This window comes from Acinetobacter proteolyticus, assembly GCF_000367945.1.
In the GTDB taxonomy this organism is placed as follows: Bacteria; Pseudomonadota; Gammaproteobacteria; order Pseudomonadales; family Moraxellaceae; genus Acinetobacter; species Acinetobacter proteolyticus.
The window spans coordinates 2,543,413-2,558,110 of record NZ_KB849179.1 but is presented as its reverse complement, the minus strand read 5'-3'; the positions used below and the strand labels follow the sequence as shown (position 1 = coordinate 2,558,110).

Here is a 14,698-nt window from a genome sequence, read left to right as displayed (position 1 = left end):
AGCTTTAGCTGCGTTTTTTTATTTAATGAATTAGCAGGCTTTGCCTTCATAACGAATTGATTGCGCAATTTGCTGCTGATTCAACTCAAAAATAATATGGCATTTTAAGTTCAGATCATAAGCACTGCCTGCATTGCCAGCACTTTGAATCGGAATATTCTGAGCGCCAAGTTCGGTTGATTGTGCAATCGGAATCGGGATACGGACGGGACGAATCACGGTATAAATCAGTTGATTATTTTGCTTAACAGGCTGGGCCAGTGTTTGGAAGCCTAAGGGCTTTAAGTCGAGCTGTTGCTGAATGGTCTGCGCAGATTGCCCAATAAATGGTTTTAGATAGTCGGGCAGACTAATATTTGGCTGATTTGATGTCGCACAAGCTTGTAAACCGACCAGCGTACAGAACAACAGGTATTTATAATTTTTCATTATGATCATCCTTTATTTTTTTGATCTTTTTTTATTCAATGGCAAAAGTGCAGCTGTGTCGAGAGCATTTATGTGAATTGCTAAAAAGATACAATCTTGTCTACTTTTGGACAATGTTCAAGCCCAGCAAAATATGCTTAGATAATGATGATAATTAAGCGATTTGGACAACTTCATGCGCAAAATAATATTTGGCTTAATCTGTGGGGCAATGGCAACATTGAGCTATGCGGATAACTGCGAAAATGCCCGTAATACTTATGATGATATCTACTGTACCAATAAAATTTTTGCCAGTGCAGATGCTGATTTAAATAAAAACTATCAGCAATTACGCAAACAGCTGAGCGATACACAACAAAAAATTTTAAAAAAATCACAACTGGCGTGGATTCGCCATCGTGATGCAGAATGTAGTGATGATTCCAAGAGTACGGTTTATGTACAATGCCAATTGAATGCAACGCAAGAACGCAATAACTGGCTGCAAGAACGTATCCGTGAATGTCAGACAGTGGGCTGTAAAACGACACGTCTCAGTGAATAAACGTTCACATGAGCAATAAAAAAAGCCACATAAAGATGTGGCTTTTTTGCATTCACTAATCTGACTTAGCGTGCACGATAAGTGATACGACCCTTAGTTAAATCATAAGGTGTCATTTCAACTTTAACACTGTCACCTGTCAAAATACGAATATAGTGTTTACGCATTTTACCAGAAATGTGAGCAATAACTTCGTGACCGTTTTCTAAACGTACACGGAACATCGTATTAGGAAGCGTTTCGGTGACAACGCCTTCGAACTCAATGAGTTCCTCTTTATTGGCCATAGCCTACCTGAGATCAAATTGGGAAGGCGCAAATTATAGTCAATTTATTTAAAATTTACAAGATCAACTCAGTGAGAGGCTGTCAGATATTAACCGAAAGAAACTGTCAGACAATCTTAGATTTTTTTTAACAAAATAAGCAGAATATTGTTGTCAGTTTGGTCAATCAACGTTAATCTAAAATTGTTGTTCATTGTCATAATAACGTATCTACAGGGAAGGGCACTGCGTGGGTCAGCTAACAGATGCATCAGTTGTATTGCGCTTTGGTTATCAGGCAATTCGTAAAGCAGGATTACCAACTGAAGAGATTTTAACAAAGGCTGGTGTTGCATTAAATCAGGTGGATACCAATGCAAGAACGCCGTTAAGTGCACAAAATGCATTTTGGATTGCTGCACAGGACGTCAGTAATGATCCAGATATTGGACTCCATCTAGGTGAACATTTACCACTTTATCGTGGTCAAGTCATTGAACATTTATTTATCAGTAGTGAAACCTTTGGCGAAGGCTTGAAGCGTGCTTTGGCCTATCAACGCCTGATCAGTGATGCTTTCGATGCCAAACTGGTGATTGAAGATGGTCGTTGCTATTTAAGCAATGGCGAACAGTATTGGCCAGATAATTTAGTGAACCGTCATTTCTCTGAATGTGCCATGTCAGGCATTTTACGTTTCTTTAAATTTATTACCGAAGGTCAGTTTCACCCGATTTATATTGATTTTAACTTCAATGAAGGTGCTGCTGATGACGAATACTTTAGAGTCTATGGCTGTCCTGTCAGTTTAGGGCAAAAAGAAACCCGTCTTTATTTTGATGCAGCTGTACTGGATTATCCGTTATGGCAAGCAGAGCCTGAATTACTGCAATTGCATGAGCAATTGGCGATTGAAAAATTACAAGAACTGGCACGCTATGATTTAGTGGGTGAAGTCCGCCGTGCCATTGGTTCAACTCTTGAAAGTGGCGAAACCACTCTGGAGACGGTGGCGGCACAGTTGAATATTACGCCACGTCGTTTAAGAACCCAACTCAGTGAAGCCAATACCAGCTTCCAGCAAATTCTTTCGGATTATCGTTGCCGTTTAGCGAAAAAGCTATTGGCGAATACCAATGAAAGTGTAGAGCGTATTGTATATTTAACGGGTTTTTCTGAACCAAGTACTTTCTATCGTGCCTTTAAGCGTTGGACAAATGAAACGCCAGTTGAATATCGCAAGCGTAAACAACGTTAATTGGTTGCAAATAAAAAGCCTTATCACTGTGATAAGGCTTTTTTATTAATCAGCTAAATTCAACCAGTGTGGGCCTAAAGGCAGCTGCGGTAAATCGAATTCATCAGGATAATAAGACTGAATAAAATATAAACCATCAGGTGGTGCGGTAATACCAGCAGCGGTGCGATCTTCTGCGGCAAACATGGTATCAATATGGTCGATGTCATACATGCCTTGTCCAATTTCAAGCAGGCAGCCCATGATATTACGCACCATATGGTGTAAGAAGCCATCCGCTTGAATATCTAAGACCAGATAATGCCCATGTTCGAATAAGCGACAGTGTTTTACATGGCGTACAGGTTGATTCGATTGACAGGCAGCAGCACGAAAAGTCTCAAAATTATGCGTACCCTCGAATTTGGCAGCAGCAGTAATCATCTTTTGCACATCAAGCTTTTGATAAAGATGGGTGACCTGTTTATATAACAGGGCAGGGCGAGTCGGAGCGTTATACACCACATAGCGGTAACGTCGTGCCACCGCTTTGAAACGGGCATGGAAATTCTCATCCATGCATTTAATCCACTGGATTGAAATGTCTTTGGGAAGTTGGCTATTGGCCCCACGAATCCAGCCTTGTTCAGGTCGAATGGCTTCAGTGTCGAAATGCGCCACCATATTGGTCGCATGTACGCCTGCATCCGTTCGTCCAGCACCATGCAACATAATCGGCTCATTGGCAATACGACTCAGCACTTTTTCTATGGTTTCCTGAACAGTGATAACGCCAGCCTGTTGGGTTTGCCAACCACGGTATTGAGTACCGCAAAATTCAATACCGATTGCATAACGTTGCATGTTCTAACCTCAGAATTAATGTTGATGCCAATGTTCGAACCATTGTTCGTGGGTCGGATATTTTAAATACATTTGCAAGACTTTTGCATATAAATCGGCATGGCTATGGCAATCATTGACTAAAACTTTGGCAGATTGAATCCATGAGCTAATCGCATAACGTTGATCGAGTTGCCCAAAGGTCACTTGAGTACTAATAATTGGCAAACATTGTTTGTGATAAAGTTGTTCAAACAGGGCCAGGATTTCATCATTGACAGCGATATTACCTGTACCAAAGCCCTGTAGCACCAAAAAGTTGGGTGGGCTAAGCAGAAGATTTTTTAATTGTAAAATGAATTGTTGTTTCGCAATCGGCTGTAACATCAAATTCAAGACACTGAGTTGAGCAGCTTGCTCAATGTGTTGATTTTGGACAATAAGAGCATCTGCAGTGGTGTCACAGCTCTGATCTGCCTTGATGCCAACAAAGGCATCTAATTCAGTGGTATGGGCTTTTAAAGTGCTTTGTGCATGAAAGACTTGCTCGTGGAAGGCAAGATAAACACCACTTGGCAAGGCAAGGACTTGTTCCAGTGCTAAATACAGGTTGCCGATTGCATCGGTGAATTCACGGGTATCGTTGCCTTCAATATTCAATAATGGATATTGGCTGCCCGTAATGATGGCGTGGCAAGAATGGCCTAAAAAACGTGCCAGCGTTGCAGCGGCGTAGCTTAAGGTATCCGTCCCATGAATGATGACAAAATGCTGAAAGCCAATGAGTTGTAATTGTTGGATTTGCTGCACCAGCATTAACCAATCGGTTGCGGTACAGGCACTGCTGTCTTTAATACTGGGCGCAGCGAAACATTCTACCTGTAAATGTGGTGGAATCACCTTCGCTAATAAAGGTAAAAAATCCTGTTCAGGCATTGGCATCAACGGTTCGCCAATACAACCAAACGTCCCACCCATATAAATTAAAGCGATTGTTTTCATCATAAAAAAAGCAGTCTGAGAGACTGCTTATATTAGACTGATCAAATTCAGGAAGCTATTTTATTCAGTAAATTTTCTGAACGTTGTTGTTGTTCTGCATTGAATGCCTGCTTGTTTTTTAACAACTCACGTGCAGAATCATAGGCACCTAGTTCAATATATTGCTCTGCAAGCTCTAAATTCAGCTGTGCTTCATCTAGCTGTTGCAGATCAGGAAAAGACTGTGCCAACGGGTCATGAATCGCAATCGTTGCTGACGGTGCAGTAACAGGAGCGATCAGTTCAGGCTGTGCTTCAACTGCTGCAGCTGGTTCTGCAAGGCCAAATGAAAATGCTGTCGTTTCAACTGGCGCAGGTTGTTCAGTTTTTTCAACGCTAGGTTCAAAATTAAAATCTAAGCTTGGCGCCGCTTCTTCTACAGGTGCTTTTTCTTCGACGGGCTGAGATGCAAGCTCTAAATGAGTAAAGTTAAAGTCAAGTTCTGGTTTTGAGTCTTCAACTTTTGTTTCTTCAATGCTTGGTGGTGTTGGTTCTAAGTTGAACGAAAACTCAAGCGGCTGCGGTTGTTCTTTGCTCTCAGGTGTTGCAACTGGAGCAGGAGCTGGTACCGCTTCATCGGTAGGTTTTTGTTCAAAGGAGAAATTAAAGTCTAAAGGTTGAACTTCAGGTGCAGCTTCGACAGGCTGTGCTTCTTCTGCTGGTACAGTATATTCTGATTGCAAGTCATCAAATGATTGTGCAGTAGGTGTTTGAACCAGTGCATCAAAGTCTGCAGTATTGCTTTGAACCTGTGGCTCAGATGTAGGTGTTTGCTGAAAACTATGGGATGCTAAATTAAATTCAATCGAATCAGGCTGTTTATTCTGCTCGTATTCACGATGCTTCGCTTCTGCTGCTTGTGCAATATCTTCCAGTTTTAAGGCATGAATATGTTTGATCAATTGATCAATCGCCAAATCATCTTTTTGCTTTAAATGAATATCCAGTAAAAACAAATACAATTCATGTTGAGAATTGTCTTGTTTTAAAGCTTGATTGATTTGTGCTTCGGCAGATTGAAAATTACCGCTTTGAATTTGTTGTTCAAGCTTTTGGCGCAAACTTTCAGAGATATCTGTCGTGGTAGGAGGGGCATACTCCTGTTCCTCACGGGCTAATGTAGTTCGTGAGGCAGATCGTGTCGCTGCTTTTTTTGTGGTCTTGCTGGCACCTTTTTTCGGTGCAGGATTGGCTTGATTGCTTTCTCGTTTTTTTAAAACGATGGCTACAATCAGTACAATGACCAGCAGTACAATGATTATCGTTGACATGATCTATACCCCTTAAAGATAGTGCCGCTTTTATGCAAATTTATGAGAATATTCTCGTAACCTAGCGTGTTGGCTTTTTAGTGTCCTGTTGCGCTTTCAACTGATCTTGCAGTTCGGCAAGCCGAGCATTTAACAGCTGAATACGTTGTTCCTTCTGACGTAGTGCCAATTCTAACTGTGTTACGTTTCTTTGTAATGTAACGGTTTTTTCTCGTGCTGTCATAACTTTTAATGATAAATCGGCACTGGTTTTTTGCTGTAATGTGTCTTTTTTGGCACTTCCCGTACTGGAATCTTGATTACTCTCAGCCACCAAAGACATTTCAGCTTGTTGTAAACGATATTTGGCTTTTCCTATGGCTGGACGCTGTGTTTGTTCCGCAATTTGATGGGTGTTTTTATTTTGCTGTGCTGACGTTGCCGTAAGATTAAAGTTTAAATGTGAGCCCTGTCTGAGGCGGTTGGCGTTACCGCCAATAAAGGCATGTTCATTTTGTGCTTTGATCTGATTCATGACCTGAGCAACAGGCTGCTGGGTTTGCCCAGAAATACGTTGCGCAATACTCCATAAGGACTCATTGCGTTGCACCACATGCTGTTGCGCTTTGTCATTGTTTGCAGTTGTATCTGCAGCGAGTTTCTTTTTGACCGTTTGAGCTGTTTCTCTGACGGGGGTTGGTGCTTTCGCTTTTTCTTTGCTCTCAATCGGTTTAAGTTCAGTTGCCTTTAGTTCTTCATCCCATGCAGCATCTTGCTTGGTATTGATTGCAGCATTCGCGGTTTGAGTATTTTCCTGTTTGAGCGAGGGAGTTGCTGGCTGCGGTGGTACTTTTTCTGTAACTGGTGTAGCTGACTGTGGCACTGGGGTCGTCGCTGCCGCTGTTGTTGTTTCTACGTTCACGGGTGCAGCGATTGAAACTGCACTAGCTGCTGTTGTTGTACTTGGCTTTGATGTTTCTAAGACTGGCGGCAGAGTAAAAGGTGCATTGAGCAATTTTTCTTGTTTTAAATTCGGTGTCTGCGGGTTTGAGTTCGCAACATTGAAGCGCGTACTTTCTGGTAGGTTTAAGGCAATATCTTTTTCACTGACAATAAATTTAGGGCTGAGTGATTGTTCATTGGCATTCTTTGTAACCGGTGCTTTTGCGATTTGACGCATCGGTTGGCGGATATGCTTTAAATGAGCCGCACCCCCTTCCTGAATTTTTAAAATAATATTTAACTCAGCATCCGTCATGGGACGTGATGAGGTGATGACAATGACACCTTCACCTTGATTATTTCGACGCGTAAAAAAATTCAGGCTAGATGGCGGCTGATGCGCAGCGCCAAGCATCAATAAATCTTCAGGTGTGGCTAAGCTGACGTCTATTTTGGCGTTGGCATCGGCTTGGTGGAAACTCATTTCTGCATAGAGTAGTTCACCAGGTGCAGACTGGATTTGAATTGGATCAAGCGTAATTGCATAAAGGTGTTGCGAAGAAATGATGGCTAAAATGGCAATTTTTAATTTGTTATAAACAGTCATCTCGATCCATGAAAAAGTGATGTTATCGTCTGGAAAAAGTATACATTACCGTGATGTAAATGAATTGTAAATTATTCATCGTTCATCGCAATAAAAAAGCCGATCAAATGTGATCGGCTTTTGATTTTTAGGGATTTTTGCTTAAGCGTTCTTGTATTCGACCAGAATACGAAGCATACGACGTAGAGGCTCAGCCGCGCCCCAAAGCAATTGGTCACCCACAGTAAATGCGCCGAGGTATTCTTTACCCATATTCAGTTTGCGTAAACGGCCAACAGGAACAGTTAAAGTCCCTGTGACTGCAACAGGAGTCAGATCAGTCATTGACGCTTCGCGGGTATTTGGAACCACTTTTGCCCATTGGCTCGAGTTGCGAATCATGTCTTCGATTTCATCCAGCGCAACATCTTTTTTCAATTTCAAGGTAATTGCTTGAGAGTGGCAACGCATTGCACCGATACGAACACAGTGACCATCAATCGGAACGATTTGCTGGTTACCCAAGATCTTGTTGGTTTCAACCTGACCTTTCCATTCTTCTTTCGATTGACCGCTTTCAAGTTGTTTGTCGATATACGGAATCAATGAACCCGCCAATGGCACGCCAAAGTTTGCTTTCGGGAAGCCTTCGCCACGTTGTAATTCTGCGATTTGGCGGTCAATATCAAGAATTGCAGATTTAGGGTCATCCAATAAGGTTTTGGTATTGTTATACAAATAACCCATACCTGTGATCAGCTCACGCATGTTTTGTGCACCTGCACCAGACGCTGCCTGATAAGTCATTGACGTTGCCCATTCCACTAAATTATTTTGGAACAGTGAGCCTAGGCCCATCAACATCAATGAAACGGTACAGTTACCGCCAACGAAGGTTTTAGTACCGTTGACTAAACCATCTTTAATCACGTTTAAGTTGACTGGATCAAGAACGATGATTGCATCATCTGCCATACGCAGCGTAGATGCGGCATCAATCCAATAACCATCCCAACCTTCAGCTTTAAGCTTAGGGAAAACTTCAGAGGTATAATCACCACCTTGGCAGGTTAAAATGACATCCATTTGCTTCAGACTGTTAATGTCTGTTGCATCCATAAGTGCTGGGGCAGTCTTACCACCAAATGAAGGTGCTTCGCCACCTGCATTACTGGTAGAGAAATAGAATGGCTCGATATGAGCAAAATCATTCTCTTCAACCATACGTTGCATGAGGACGGAACCAACCATCCCACGCCAACCGACCAGACCTACTTTCATGTCATTGTGCCTCGGTATGTAAAAATTTTTAAAGGGGTTTGAGTGTATCAAAAGTGCCCACAACTGCAAGCTTTACTGAAATAAAACAGTGCGTTTATTGAGTGGAATAACTTGTTTATATTAGATAGAAAATTGATAAAGCGGGAACTTTATTGTAAATCTATATGATCCCTAAGAGAAAATGAACATGATATGGATTCAGATTTGCGCAGCAGTGGTGATATGGCTTTCATTTTGGTCTTTGATCCCTCGAGATGAATGGTGGTTTAGGGGAGCAGACTTTCCTCGATTACAGATTTTGGCATTGGGCATCATCACATTTTTTATGATGTTATTTGTGCTTTCGGATTGGACTTTGAGTACCGAGTTACTGTTTACGGGTCTGCTGGCTGCAATTGCCTATCAGCTTAAAATGGTATTGCCTTATACCCCGTTATGGCTCAAGCAAGTGAAAAAGGTTAAAAAGGCGCAACTCAATCCAGAGCAACAAATTTCTTTATTGGTGGCAAATGTACTGACACCTAATCACAAATATCACTTGCTGCTTGAACAGATCGAAATTTTAAAGCCGGATTTGGTGCTTACGCTGGAGTCGAATGCTGAATGGCAGCAAGCGTTGAGCCCAATTGAAGCAGATTATCCCTTTCGTGTCCCGGTACCTTTAGAAAATCTATATGGTATGCATCTTTATAGCCGTTTACCCTTAACAGATACTGAAGTTAAATTTATTTTGAGTGATGAAATTCCATCGATTCATACCGCAGTAACTTTAGCTTCTGGCGTGCAAGTGCAACTGTATTGTTTACATCCCAAACCACCGAGTCCAACCGAAGCCAAAGACTCGACTTTAAGAGATGCAGAATTGCTGATTGTGGGGGATCAGATTAAAGATATTGATCAGAGCTGTATCGTCATGGGCGATTTAAATGACGTAGCATGGTCAAGAACAACCCGTTTGTTTCAGCGCATTAGTGGTTTGCTTGATCCACGGGTGGGGCGCTATTTTATGAATACCTTCCATGCGGATTATCCTTTATTAAGATGGTCGCTGGATCATATCTTTCATAGTACTGATTTTGGTTTAGTCAAGATGAAGCGCCTGCCACATATTGGTTCAGATCATTTCCCAGTGTATGTCGTCTTACAAACAGGACGGGTGTTTGAACAGCAGCAACAATCTTTGCAACAGACAGCTGAGGATGAACAAGAAGCCCAAGAAGCGATACAGGATGGCATTGAGAAGGCTGAGCAAGAAGAGAAGGCGGTGACTGATCCTATAGCTCAACCACATAAGTAGCCAATGCAAAACTGATGCGACAGCAGAAGGACTTGTGCAATGACTTTATTTTAAAGTTTAACTAATTAATGTACGTTATTTCGTACATAGATTTAAGTCTGCAACGAATAGTACAGTATCGGTAAAAGGTTTATTCTAAATACATCAGCACAAGGACGCAGGAATGGATTTCCGCTTAAGGATAGCGACGCTGAGATGGAAAAGTCATCATGGATATGATGCATGCGATGGACGCAGGATAATAAAAGTAGTTTGAAAGCACAACCTCATTTGCCCGAGTTTTGCAGGATGCAGAACTCGGGTTTTAATTTTTTAGCCTGATTGTAGATGGCTTATTGTTGTGGCTTTCCGCCAGAGGATGGTTCGTTAAGATCTGGCTTTGATGGTGGTAATTTATGATCTGATTTAGGGATCAGTTGTTGGGTGACTGGAACATGAATGTCTAAAGTTGGGCAACTGCTCCAATGGGTTGGGGCATCGGGCAAATTAGATGAATATTGTGTTGGGTAACGAAGTAATAAAGTGTCATCACCTTGTGGAATTTTAAAATCAAACTCATAGGTTTTAACTTCATAAGGTTGTAAAACCTGCACAGTATATTGCTCTGCCGAACATCTTAAATATTGATCGGGAAGGAGGAGTGCTTTCCCAGACATTGCCCAAAATTGTATTGGATGACATTGAGAAATTTTTTCAAATATATAATTTGGCGTTGTATTTTTAATGTTGATTTGAATGGTTTGTGAGGGAGTACTTTGCTGAGTTCCAGCAATCTGAGGATGCTTTGTCCCTGCATCAATAAAATACATGCTTCGTTGTACGCCAGTGCATTCATCACTTACTGCTTCTGGGAAGGTAACAAAATAATCATATTGTTCTTCCTCATCATCTTTGCCTTTATCGCCAGTGACGGGGGGATTTCCTCCACCAGGCAATGGTTTTTGGGTACCTGAGCCACTGCCACCTAAACTCACGTTGGCAACAGAAAAGTTTTCTCCACAAGCGGTTAAAACAACCACTGAAATGAAAGAAACTGTTGCGAGTAATACGCTTCTCATTGTTATTTATCCTTAAAAATATAAGGCACTTGTAGTTTTATCTGAGTATCGTATTGGTAGACACCAAAGCGAAATTGATAATGTGCATCGTCTTTTTCTTGGTCTTGATCACAATGTTGAATCGCGGCATTTAAGAGTTGTTTTGCCATGTCTTGCCACAGTTCGATACTCAACTTTCGAAGTGCTTCAACTGAATCGGCTGTTAATTTTTCGGCATGTACAGCTTGTTCGAGATGGGTAAAGGGTTTTTCACTAATAAAGTTATCAATTCCTGCAGCCAAATGGTCACTGAGATTGGCTGAAAAGAGCGCTTTACTTTCTTGCATTTGGTTATCAGGGGTAAAGCTATGTTGTTGTAATACGACTTCTTGATCGATTTGCACAACCACACCTAAGCGCTGTAGTTCAAATAAAATCGAGCGTGGATGCTTTTCTGTTGAAATATGTTTGACCAAGGCTTCAAAACTGTTTTCTTCACCAGAAACAGGAATTTGATGGGGGAGATCAAGGGCAATCCAGCGGGCAATGACCCGAGCAGGAACGCTAATCGCAAAATTAGGAGCTTCATTATTGATTTGATTGGCTTGCTGTCTAAAGGCACTGACATCTTTGCGATGCAGTCCTGATAATAAACTCACAGCCGAATCGGTTTTGTTCTGTTTGATTCGTTCTAATTCAACCAAGGCTTGCTCATAAAAAATCGGTTTTAATGCAGCCACAAAATCGGTATAGCCAACACCTGAATGGATTAACCAACGCGCGATATGCTGCATCATTGGATAAATGCTATCCAATGTGGTTTCTGCATCTTGTGGAATCACACCTTGTGTATTCGATGCAGATGATTCGATATTCAGGAAAACTTGATCTGTTGGTTTTACCATTAAAGCACCTTAAGAACGGATTCGATTACGCGATTAGCTGACATAATTTTTAATGCCCCCTTGGAGATGGAAAGGATTCGGCCCCCGTATTATCAATCTTAAAATGAGTAAAAGAAACACTGATAGAGGTATCCAAACTCTCGACACAATGCCACCAGCCTAGGGGAATGAATAAGGCGTCCCCTTCGTTCAGGATACATTCGATTTTGCTGCTGTGGGCAAAATCTGGGAATGACTCAAGGATGTCCGGATGATCAGGATCGGCAATTTTACTAAACACAGCCACATCATTATAGAGATGAGGCGTTTGCATTGCAGGAATCAGCGTGACTTTTTTCCGTCCATAAATTTGCACCAAAATATTATTGGTTAAATCATGATGCAAGGGGGTAAAGGCACCTTTGGGACCAAACCAGATGAAACTACGATCATAAACCTGAGTATGGTCTGTATAGCTATGAAAATGATCAATATCTTGAAATAAAACAGCCAAACTGGATTGACTGGCTTTGGCATTGTTTGCCGTCATATAAAAATTATTGGAATGCTCCGTTTGCTCAATTAAATCCACAAAATCATTCATCAGCATTTTGGTTTTATGTTGAATCGAGTTACGTTCAAATAAAGCATCTTGTTCACGATTGAACTGAACTTCAATTTCTTGTGTACCGACAGCCTGTTTGAAATATTGTGGTGACCATTTGTGTAAAGCAGGCCAATGCTGGATGGCATCTGTCAAAATCACAGCTAAGTTTCGGCTATAATAATGTTGAATAAAATGAGAAAACTCCGGTTTTGAAATTCGCTTAATTTGCTGATAATCAGGATTTAAACGGGCAAAATGATCGAGAGTGTTGAGTAACCAATTGCGTTTTTTGAGCAGGAAATGTTGCTCTTGGGCAATTTGAAAATAAGGATGTTGTTTTAATTGTACCCATTCGAGGGCAATATCAATTTCACTTAAGCCCTGTTTCACCAATGAATAATAAATTTCGGCTTTGCTTACACCATCCAGTACCGCCTGAGCCAACCATTTTTTTTGTTCTGGTGTAAATTTACTGCTGAGTTGCGTCTGCTTTTCTGCTGCGACTTTCTCAAGTGTTTGATAGTGTTGTTCTTCAGCCTGTGTCTGAGCAGAAAAATTTTTATTCAGATCAATCAAACCTTCACGCAGCAAAATGTTCGCCAAATCGACTGGATTACAGCCACGATCTAGATTTTCTTCGAGCCATGTCTGCCATTCTTTCGGTAAAGCATTGAATTGTCTTGCTAAGCTTTCTTGAGCATCCATACCTTCCAACCATCCATAAAAAATGATTTTGACCTTTCGTTATTAATTTACGCATAAACATATTTGCACTCAAGCATAAAAGTGTTAAATTTTCACATACACAATATGTGAAAAATTCACACAGAGGGTGATGCAATGAAAAATATATGGACTCAACTAGCACTTAGCGTAACTTGCGCAATCTTGGTTGGCTGTGGATCTGATAATGATCGGGATCCAACCCCAACGCCTACGCCGACACCACCAACCCCAACACCACCTACACCTACGCCGCCAACTCCAACACCACCGACCCCAACACCGCCTACGCCAACACCGCCCACTCCAACCCCAGTTGTGGCTGATCGTTTTGTGGGGTCTTGGTTGGGAGGATTCTGTCATAAGGGAGCACGAACCAATTTAACGGTACATAAAGCGTCCGAAAACAGTGTTCGCTTTACTATTGAAACCCGTCAATTTGAAAAAGAGGATTGTACCGGTGCTGTGATTAAAAATTACGATGTTGCATCGGATGATGCACTGATTAGCGAGATTGCAGCGACTGAAACCAGTGGTACAACCACGGCAAATCGAGTGAAATATAGTGATCGCTATCGACCAAATGGGATTGCTTCAGCTTATGCCTTTAAAGGCGATGGCATGTGTGCAGTGAGTGAAACAGCGAGTATCAAAGATATTCAAACGTATATGGACTCAGTCGATCCATCTAAAGTTGTTACTTGTTATACCCGTACCAATGTCGAAGGCTATAGCTTATTGAAACCGACTGTGAGTAAAGCAACGGCAAGTTATCGTTTACTCGATAATCAAACGTCTTGGGCCAATTTCTTGGCGCAAGCCAATGAGCAGGGGAGTCAAGGTTTTGCCTTAGCGGGTAGTTCTTTGGATGTGAAAAAAGCCAATAGTGATTTCCCTGAACCTAAAAACTTATATATCAAAAACAATGCTTCAACCGATACCTATAGCTATAAAATTGCAGATATCACCACCAATGTGATTGCAAATAGATATGTGCTCAAATTAGCTGAAATGAAAAAGCAAGGTGAGTCTGGCTTTGTTTATAAATCGTTCTTGAGCGAGGATCCAAGCAATACCTATAAATATTTATTTGTGAAAAATGATAAGAAACCCGCAACCTATACTTATGACAATCGCTTTTTAACCAATAAAACCAGAGCAAGTATTCTTGCTGCATTTAATGAGCTCGGTGCACAAGGTTGTAAATTAATCTTTGCGGGTGAAGACTTCACAACCAATGGTACCAAGAATGACATGTATTACATCCCAACTTGTGTAAATAGCAGTACCCATAATGGGACCTATAGCTATCGTTATGTTGAGATGCCAAAAACAGAAGCAGGGTTCTATGATGACAACCCAACTAAGCTGGATTTATTACTTAAGCAACAAGCGGCTGAAGGTTATCACCTGATTGATAAAGATAATGCGATTGGGTTCTTTAATACCAAAGGCTATTTATTTGAACGTGATAGTGAAAGTACAGCAAACATTGAATCAAAAGTCTTTAAAGAAGATGCGATTTATAAGCTTGATCTACCGAGCGAGATTCAAAACCGTTTACAAGATCAAGGTAACTTAGGTTGGTTCATTAATGTTAAATTGGGCTCAGTGTATAGCAATACCCCAACTTATTTTGATTTAAATACGGGTGTGATTTTCCCGAACTAATGGTTGTTATTTTTTAGTAAACAGCCGCTTTATTGATAAATAAGGCGGCTTTTTTAG

At 41.2% G+C, this 14,698-nt stretch carries 14 protein-coding genes; 4 read left to right on the top strand and 10 right to left on the bottom strand.

Features of this window, described 5'->3' with window-relative positions; all coding sequences use genetic code 11:
• Window positions 1-30: 30 nt before the first annotated feature.
• Window positions 31-429: a hypothetical protein gene (locus F993_RS05195; RefSeq protein WP_004656041.1), complete on the bottom strand. Its 399-nt coding sequence runs from the start codon at window positions 427-429 to the stop codon at window positions 31-33.
• Window positions 430-604: 175 nt separating this feature from the next.
• Between F993_RS05195 and F993_RS05200 the strand changes: the two genes are divergently transcribed.
• On the top strand, window positions 605-976 hold the full coding sequence (locus F993_RS05200; protein WP_004656039.1) for a lysozyme inhibitor LprI family protein: 372 nt from the start codon (window positions 605-607) through the stop codon (window positions 974-976).
• Window positions 977-1,041: 65 nt separating this feature from the next.
• Here F993_RS05200 and infA read toward each other — a convergent pair whose 3' ends face one another.
• Entirely contained in the window at window positions 1,042-1,263 is a 222-nt protein-coding gene (infA, locus tag F993_RS05205; protein WP_001284370.1) for a translation initiation factor IF-1, read from the bottom strand.
• A gap of 229 nt (window positions 1,264-1,492) precedes the next feature.
• On the opposite strand from infA, the gene F993_RS05210 reads away from it, so the two are divergent.
• The gene (locus F993_RS05210; RefSeq protein ID WP_004656037.1) at window positions 1,493-2,500 is read left to right on the top strand and encodes an AraC family transcriptional regulator; all 1,008 of its coding nucleotides are present in this window, start codon (window positions 1,493-1,495) and stop codon (window positions 2,498-2,500) included.
• A gap of 45 nt (window positions 2,501-2,545) precedes the next feature.
• Here F993_RS05210 and truA read toward each other — a convergent pair whose 3' ends face one another.
• From truA to asd, 5 genes are all read right to left on the bottom strand, one after another.
• Window positions 2,546-3,343, bottom strand: a complete 798-nt coding sequence (truA, locus tag F993_RS05215) for a tRNA pseudouridine(38-40) synthase TruA (protein WP_004656033.1) — start codon at window positions 3,341-3,343, stop codon at window positions 2,546-2,548.
• A 15-nt stretch (window positions 3,344-3,358) separates the two neighbouring features.
• A complete protein-coding gene (locus F993_RS05220; RefSeq protein ID WP_004656032.1) occupies window positions 3,359-4,327 on the bottom strand; it encodes an asparaginase domain-containing protein in 969 nt (322 codons plus the stop codon).
• Between the two features lie 44 nt (window positions 4,328-4,371).
• Window positions 4,372-5,634, bottom strand: coding sequence for a hypothetical protein (locus F993_RS05225; protein WP_004656030.1), 1,263 nt, complete (start codon window positions 5,632-5,634; stop codon window positions 4,372-4,374).
• Between the two features lie 61 nt (window positions 5,635-5,695).
• A complete protein-coding gene (locus F993_RS05230) occupies window positions 5,696-7,162 on the bottom strand; it encodes a FimV/HubP-related protein (RefSeq protein WP_004656027.1) in 1,467 nt (488 codons plus the stop codon).
• Window positions 7,163-7,303: 141 nt separating this feature from the next.
• Entirely contained in the window at window positions 7,304-8,422 is a 1,119-nt protein-coding gene (gene asd / locus F993_RS05235) for an aspartate-semialdehyde dehydrogenase (RefSeq protein ID WP_004656025.1), read from the bottom strand.
• A 187-nt stretch (window positions 8,423-8,609) separates the two neighbouring features.
• On the opposite strand from asd, the gene F993_RS05240 reads away from it, so the two are divergent.
• The gene (locus tag F993_RS05240) at window positions 8,610-9,719 is read left to right on the top strand and encodes an endonuclease/exonuclease/phosphatase family protein (RefSeq protein WP_004656023.1); all 1,110 of its coding nucleotides are present in this window, start codon (window positions 8,610-8,612) and stop codon (window positions 9,717-9,719) included.
• Between the two features lie 332 nt (window positions 9,720-10,051).
• Here F993_RS05240 and F993_RS05245 read toward each other — a convergent pair whose 3' ends face one another.
• Genes F993_RS05245 through F993_RS05255 form a run of 3 tightly spaced genes read right to left on the bottom strand, consistent with a single transcriptional unit; the run spans window position 10,052 to window position 12,952 of the window.
• The gene (locus F993_RS05245; protein ID WP_004656021.1) at window positions 10,052-10,777 is read right to left on the bottom strand and encodes a hypothetical protein; all 726 of its coding nucleotides are present in this window, start codon (window positions 10,775-10,777) and stop codon (window positions 10,052-10,054) included.
• A gap of 2 nt (window positions 10,778-10,779) precedes the next feature.
• Window positions 10,780-11,661 (bottom strand): DUF6502 family protein, encoded by an 882-nt coding sequence (locus tag F993_RS05250; RefSeq protein WP_004656019.1) that lies wholly within the window; start codon window positions 11,659-11,661, stop codon window positions 10,780-10,782.
• 49 nt (window positions 11,662-11,710) lie between these two features.
• Entirely contained in the window at window positions 11,711-12,952 is a 1,242-nt protein-coding gene (locus F993_RS05255; protein WP_004656017.1) for a cupin-like domain-containing protein, read from the bottom strand.
• Between the two features lie 135 nt (window positions 12,953-13,087).
• On the opposite strand from F993_RS05255, the gene F993_RS05260 reads away from it, so the two are divergent.
• Window positions 13,088-14,641, top strand: coding sequence for a PT dipeptide repeat lipoprotein (locus F993_RS05260; RefSeq protein ID WP_004656015.1), 1,554 nt, complete (start codon window positions 13,088-13,090; stop codon window positions 14,639-14,641).
• The last annotated feature ends 57 nt before the right edge of the window (window positions 14,642-14,698 follow it).

What these genes read in the sequence shown, in the direction of transcription:
- F993_RS05195 (WP_004656041.1), bottom strand. Translation starts at nt 429, where the DNA reads ATGAAAAATTATAAATACCTGTTGTTCTGTACGCTGGTCGGTTTACAA.
- F993_RS05200 (WP_004656039.1), top strand. Translation starts at nt 605, where the DNA reads ATGCGCAAAATAATATTTGGCTTAATCTGTGGGGCAATGGCAACATTG.
- infA (WP_001284370.1), bottom strand. Translation starts at nt 1,263, where the DNA reads ATGGCCAATAAAGAGGAACTCATTGAGTTCGAAGGCGTTGTCACCGAA.
- truA (WP_004656033.1), bottom strand. Translation starts at nt 3,343, where the DNA reads ATGCAACGTTATGCAATCGGTATTGAATTTTGCGGTACTCAATACCGT.
- F993_RS05220 (WP_004656032.1), bottom strand. Translation starts at nt 4,327, where the DNA reads ATGATGAAAACAATCGCTTTAATTTATATGGGTGGGACGTTTGGTTGT.
- F993_RS05225 (WP_004656030.1), bottom strand. Translation starts at nt 5,634, where the DNA reads ATGTCAACGATAATCATTGTACTGCTGGTCATTGTACTGATTGTAGCC.
- F993_RS05230 (WP_004656027.1), bottom strand. Translation starts at nt 7,162, where the DNA reads ATGACTGTTTATAACAAATTAAAAATTGCCATTTTAGCCATCATTTCT.
- asd (WP_004656025.1), bottom strand. Translation starts at nt 8,422, where the DNA reads ATGAAAGTAGGTCTGGTCGGTTGGCGTGGGATGGTTGGTTCCGTCCTC.
- F993_RS05240 (WP_004656023.1), top strand. Translation starts at nt 8,610, where the DNA reads ATGATATGGATTCAGATTTGCGCAGCAGTGGTGATATGGCTTTCATTT.
- F993_RS05245 (WP_004656021.1), bottom strand. Translation starts at nt 10,777, where the DNA reads ATGAGAAGCGTATTACTCGCAACAGTTTCTTTCATTTCAGTGGTTGTT.
- F993_RS05250 (WP_004656019.1), bottom strand. Translation starts at nt 11,661, where the DNA reads ATGGTAAAACCAACAGATCAAGTTTTCCTGAATATCGAATCATCTGCA.
- F993_RS05255 (WP_004656017.1), bottom strand. Translation starts at nt 12,952, where the DNA reads ATGGATGCTCAAGAAAGCTTAGCAAGACAATTCAATGCTTTACCGAAA.
- F993_RS05260 (WP_004656015.1), top strand. Translation starts at nt 13,088, where the DNA reads ATGAAAAATATATGGACTCAACTAGCACTTAGCGTAACTTGCGCAATC.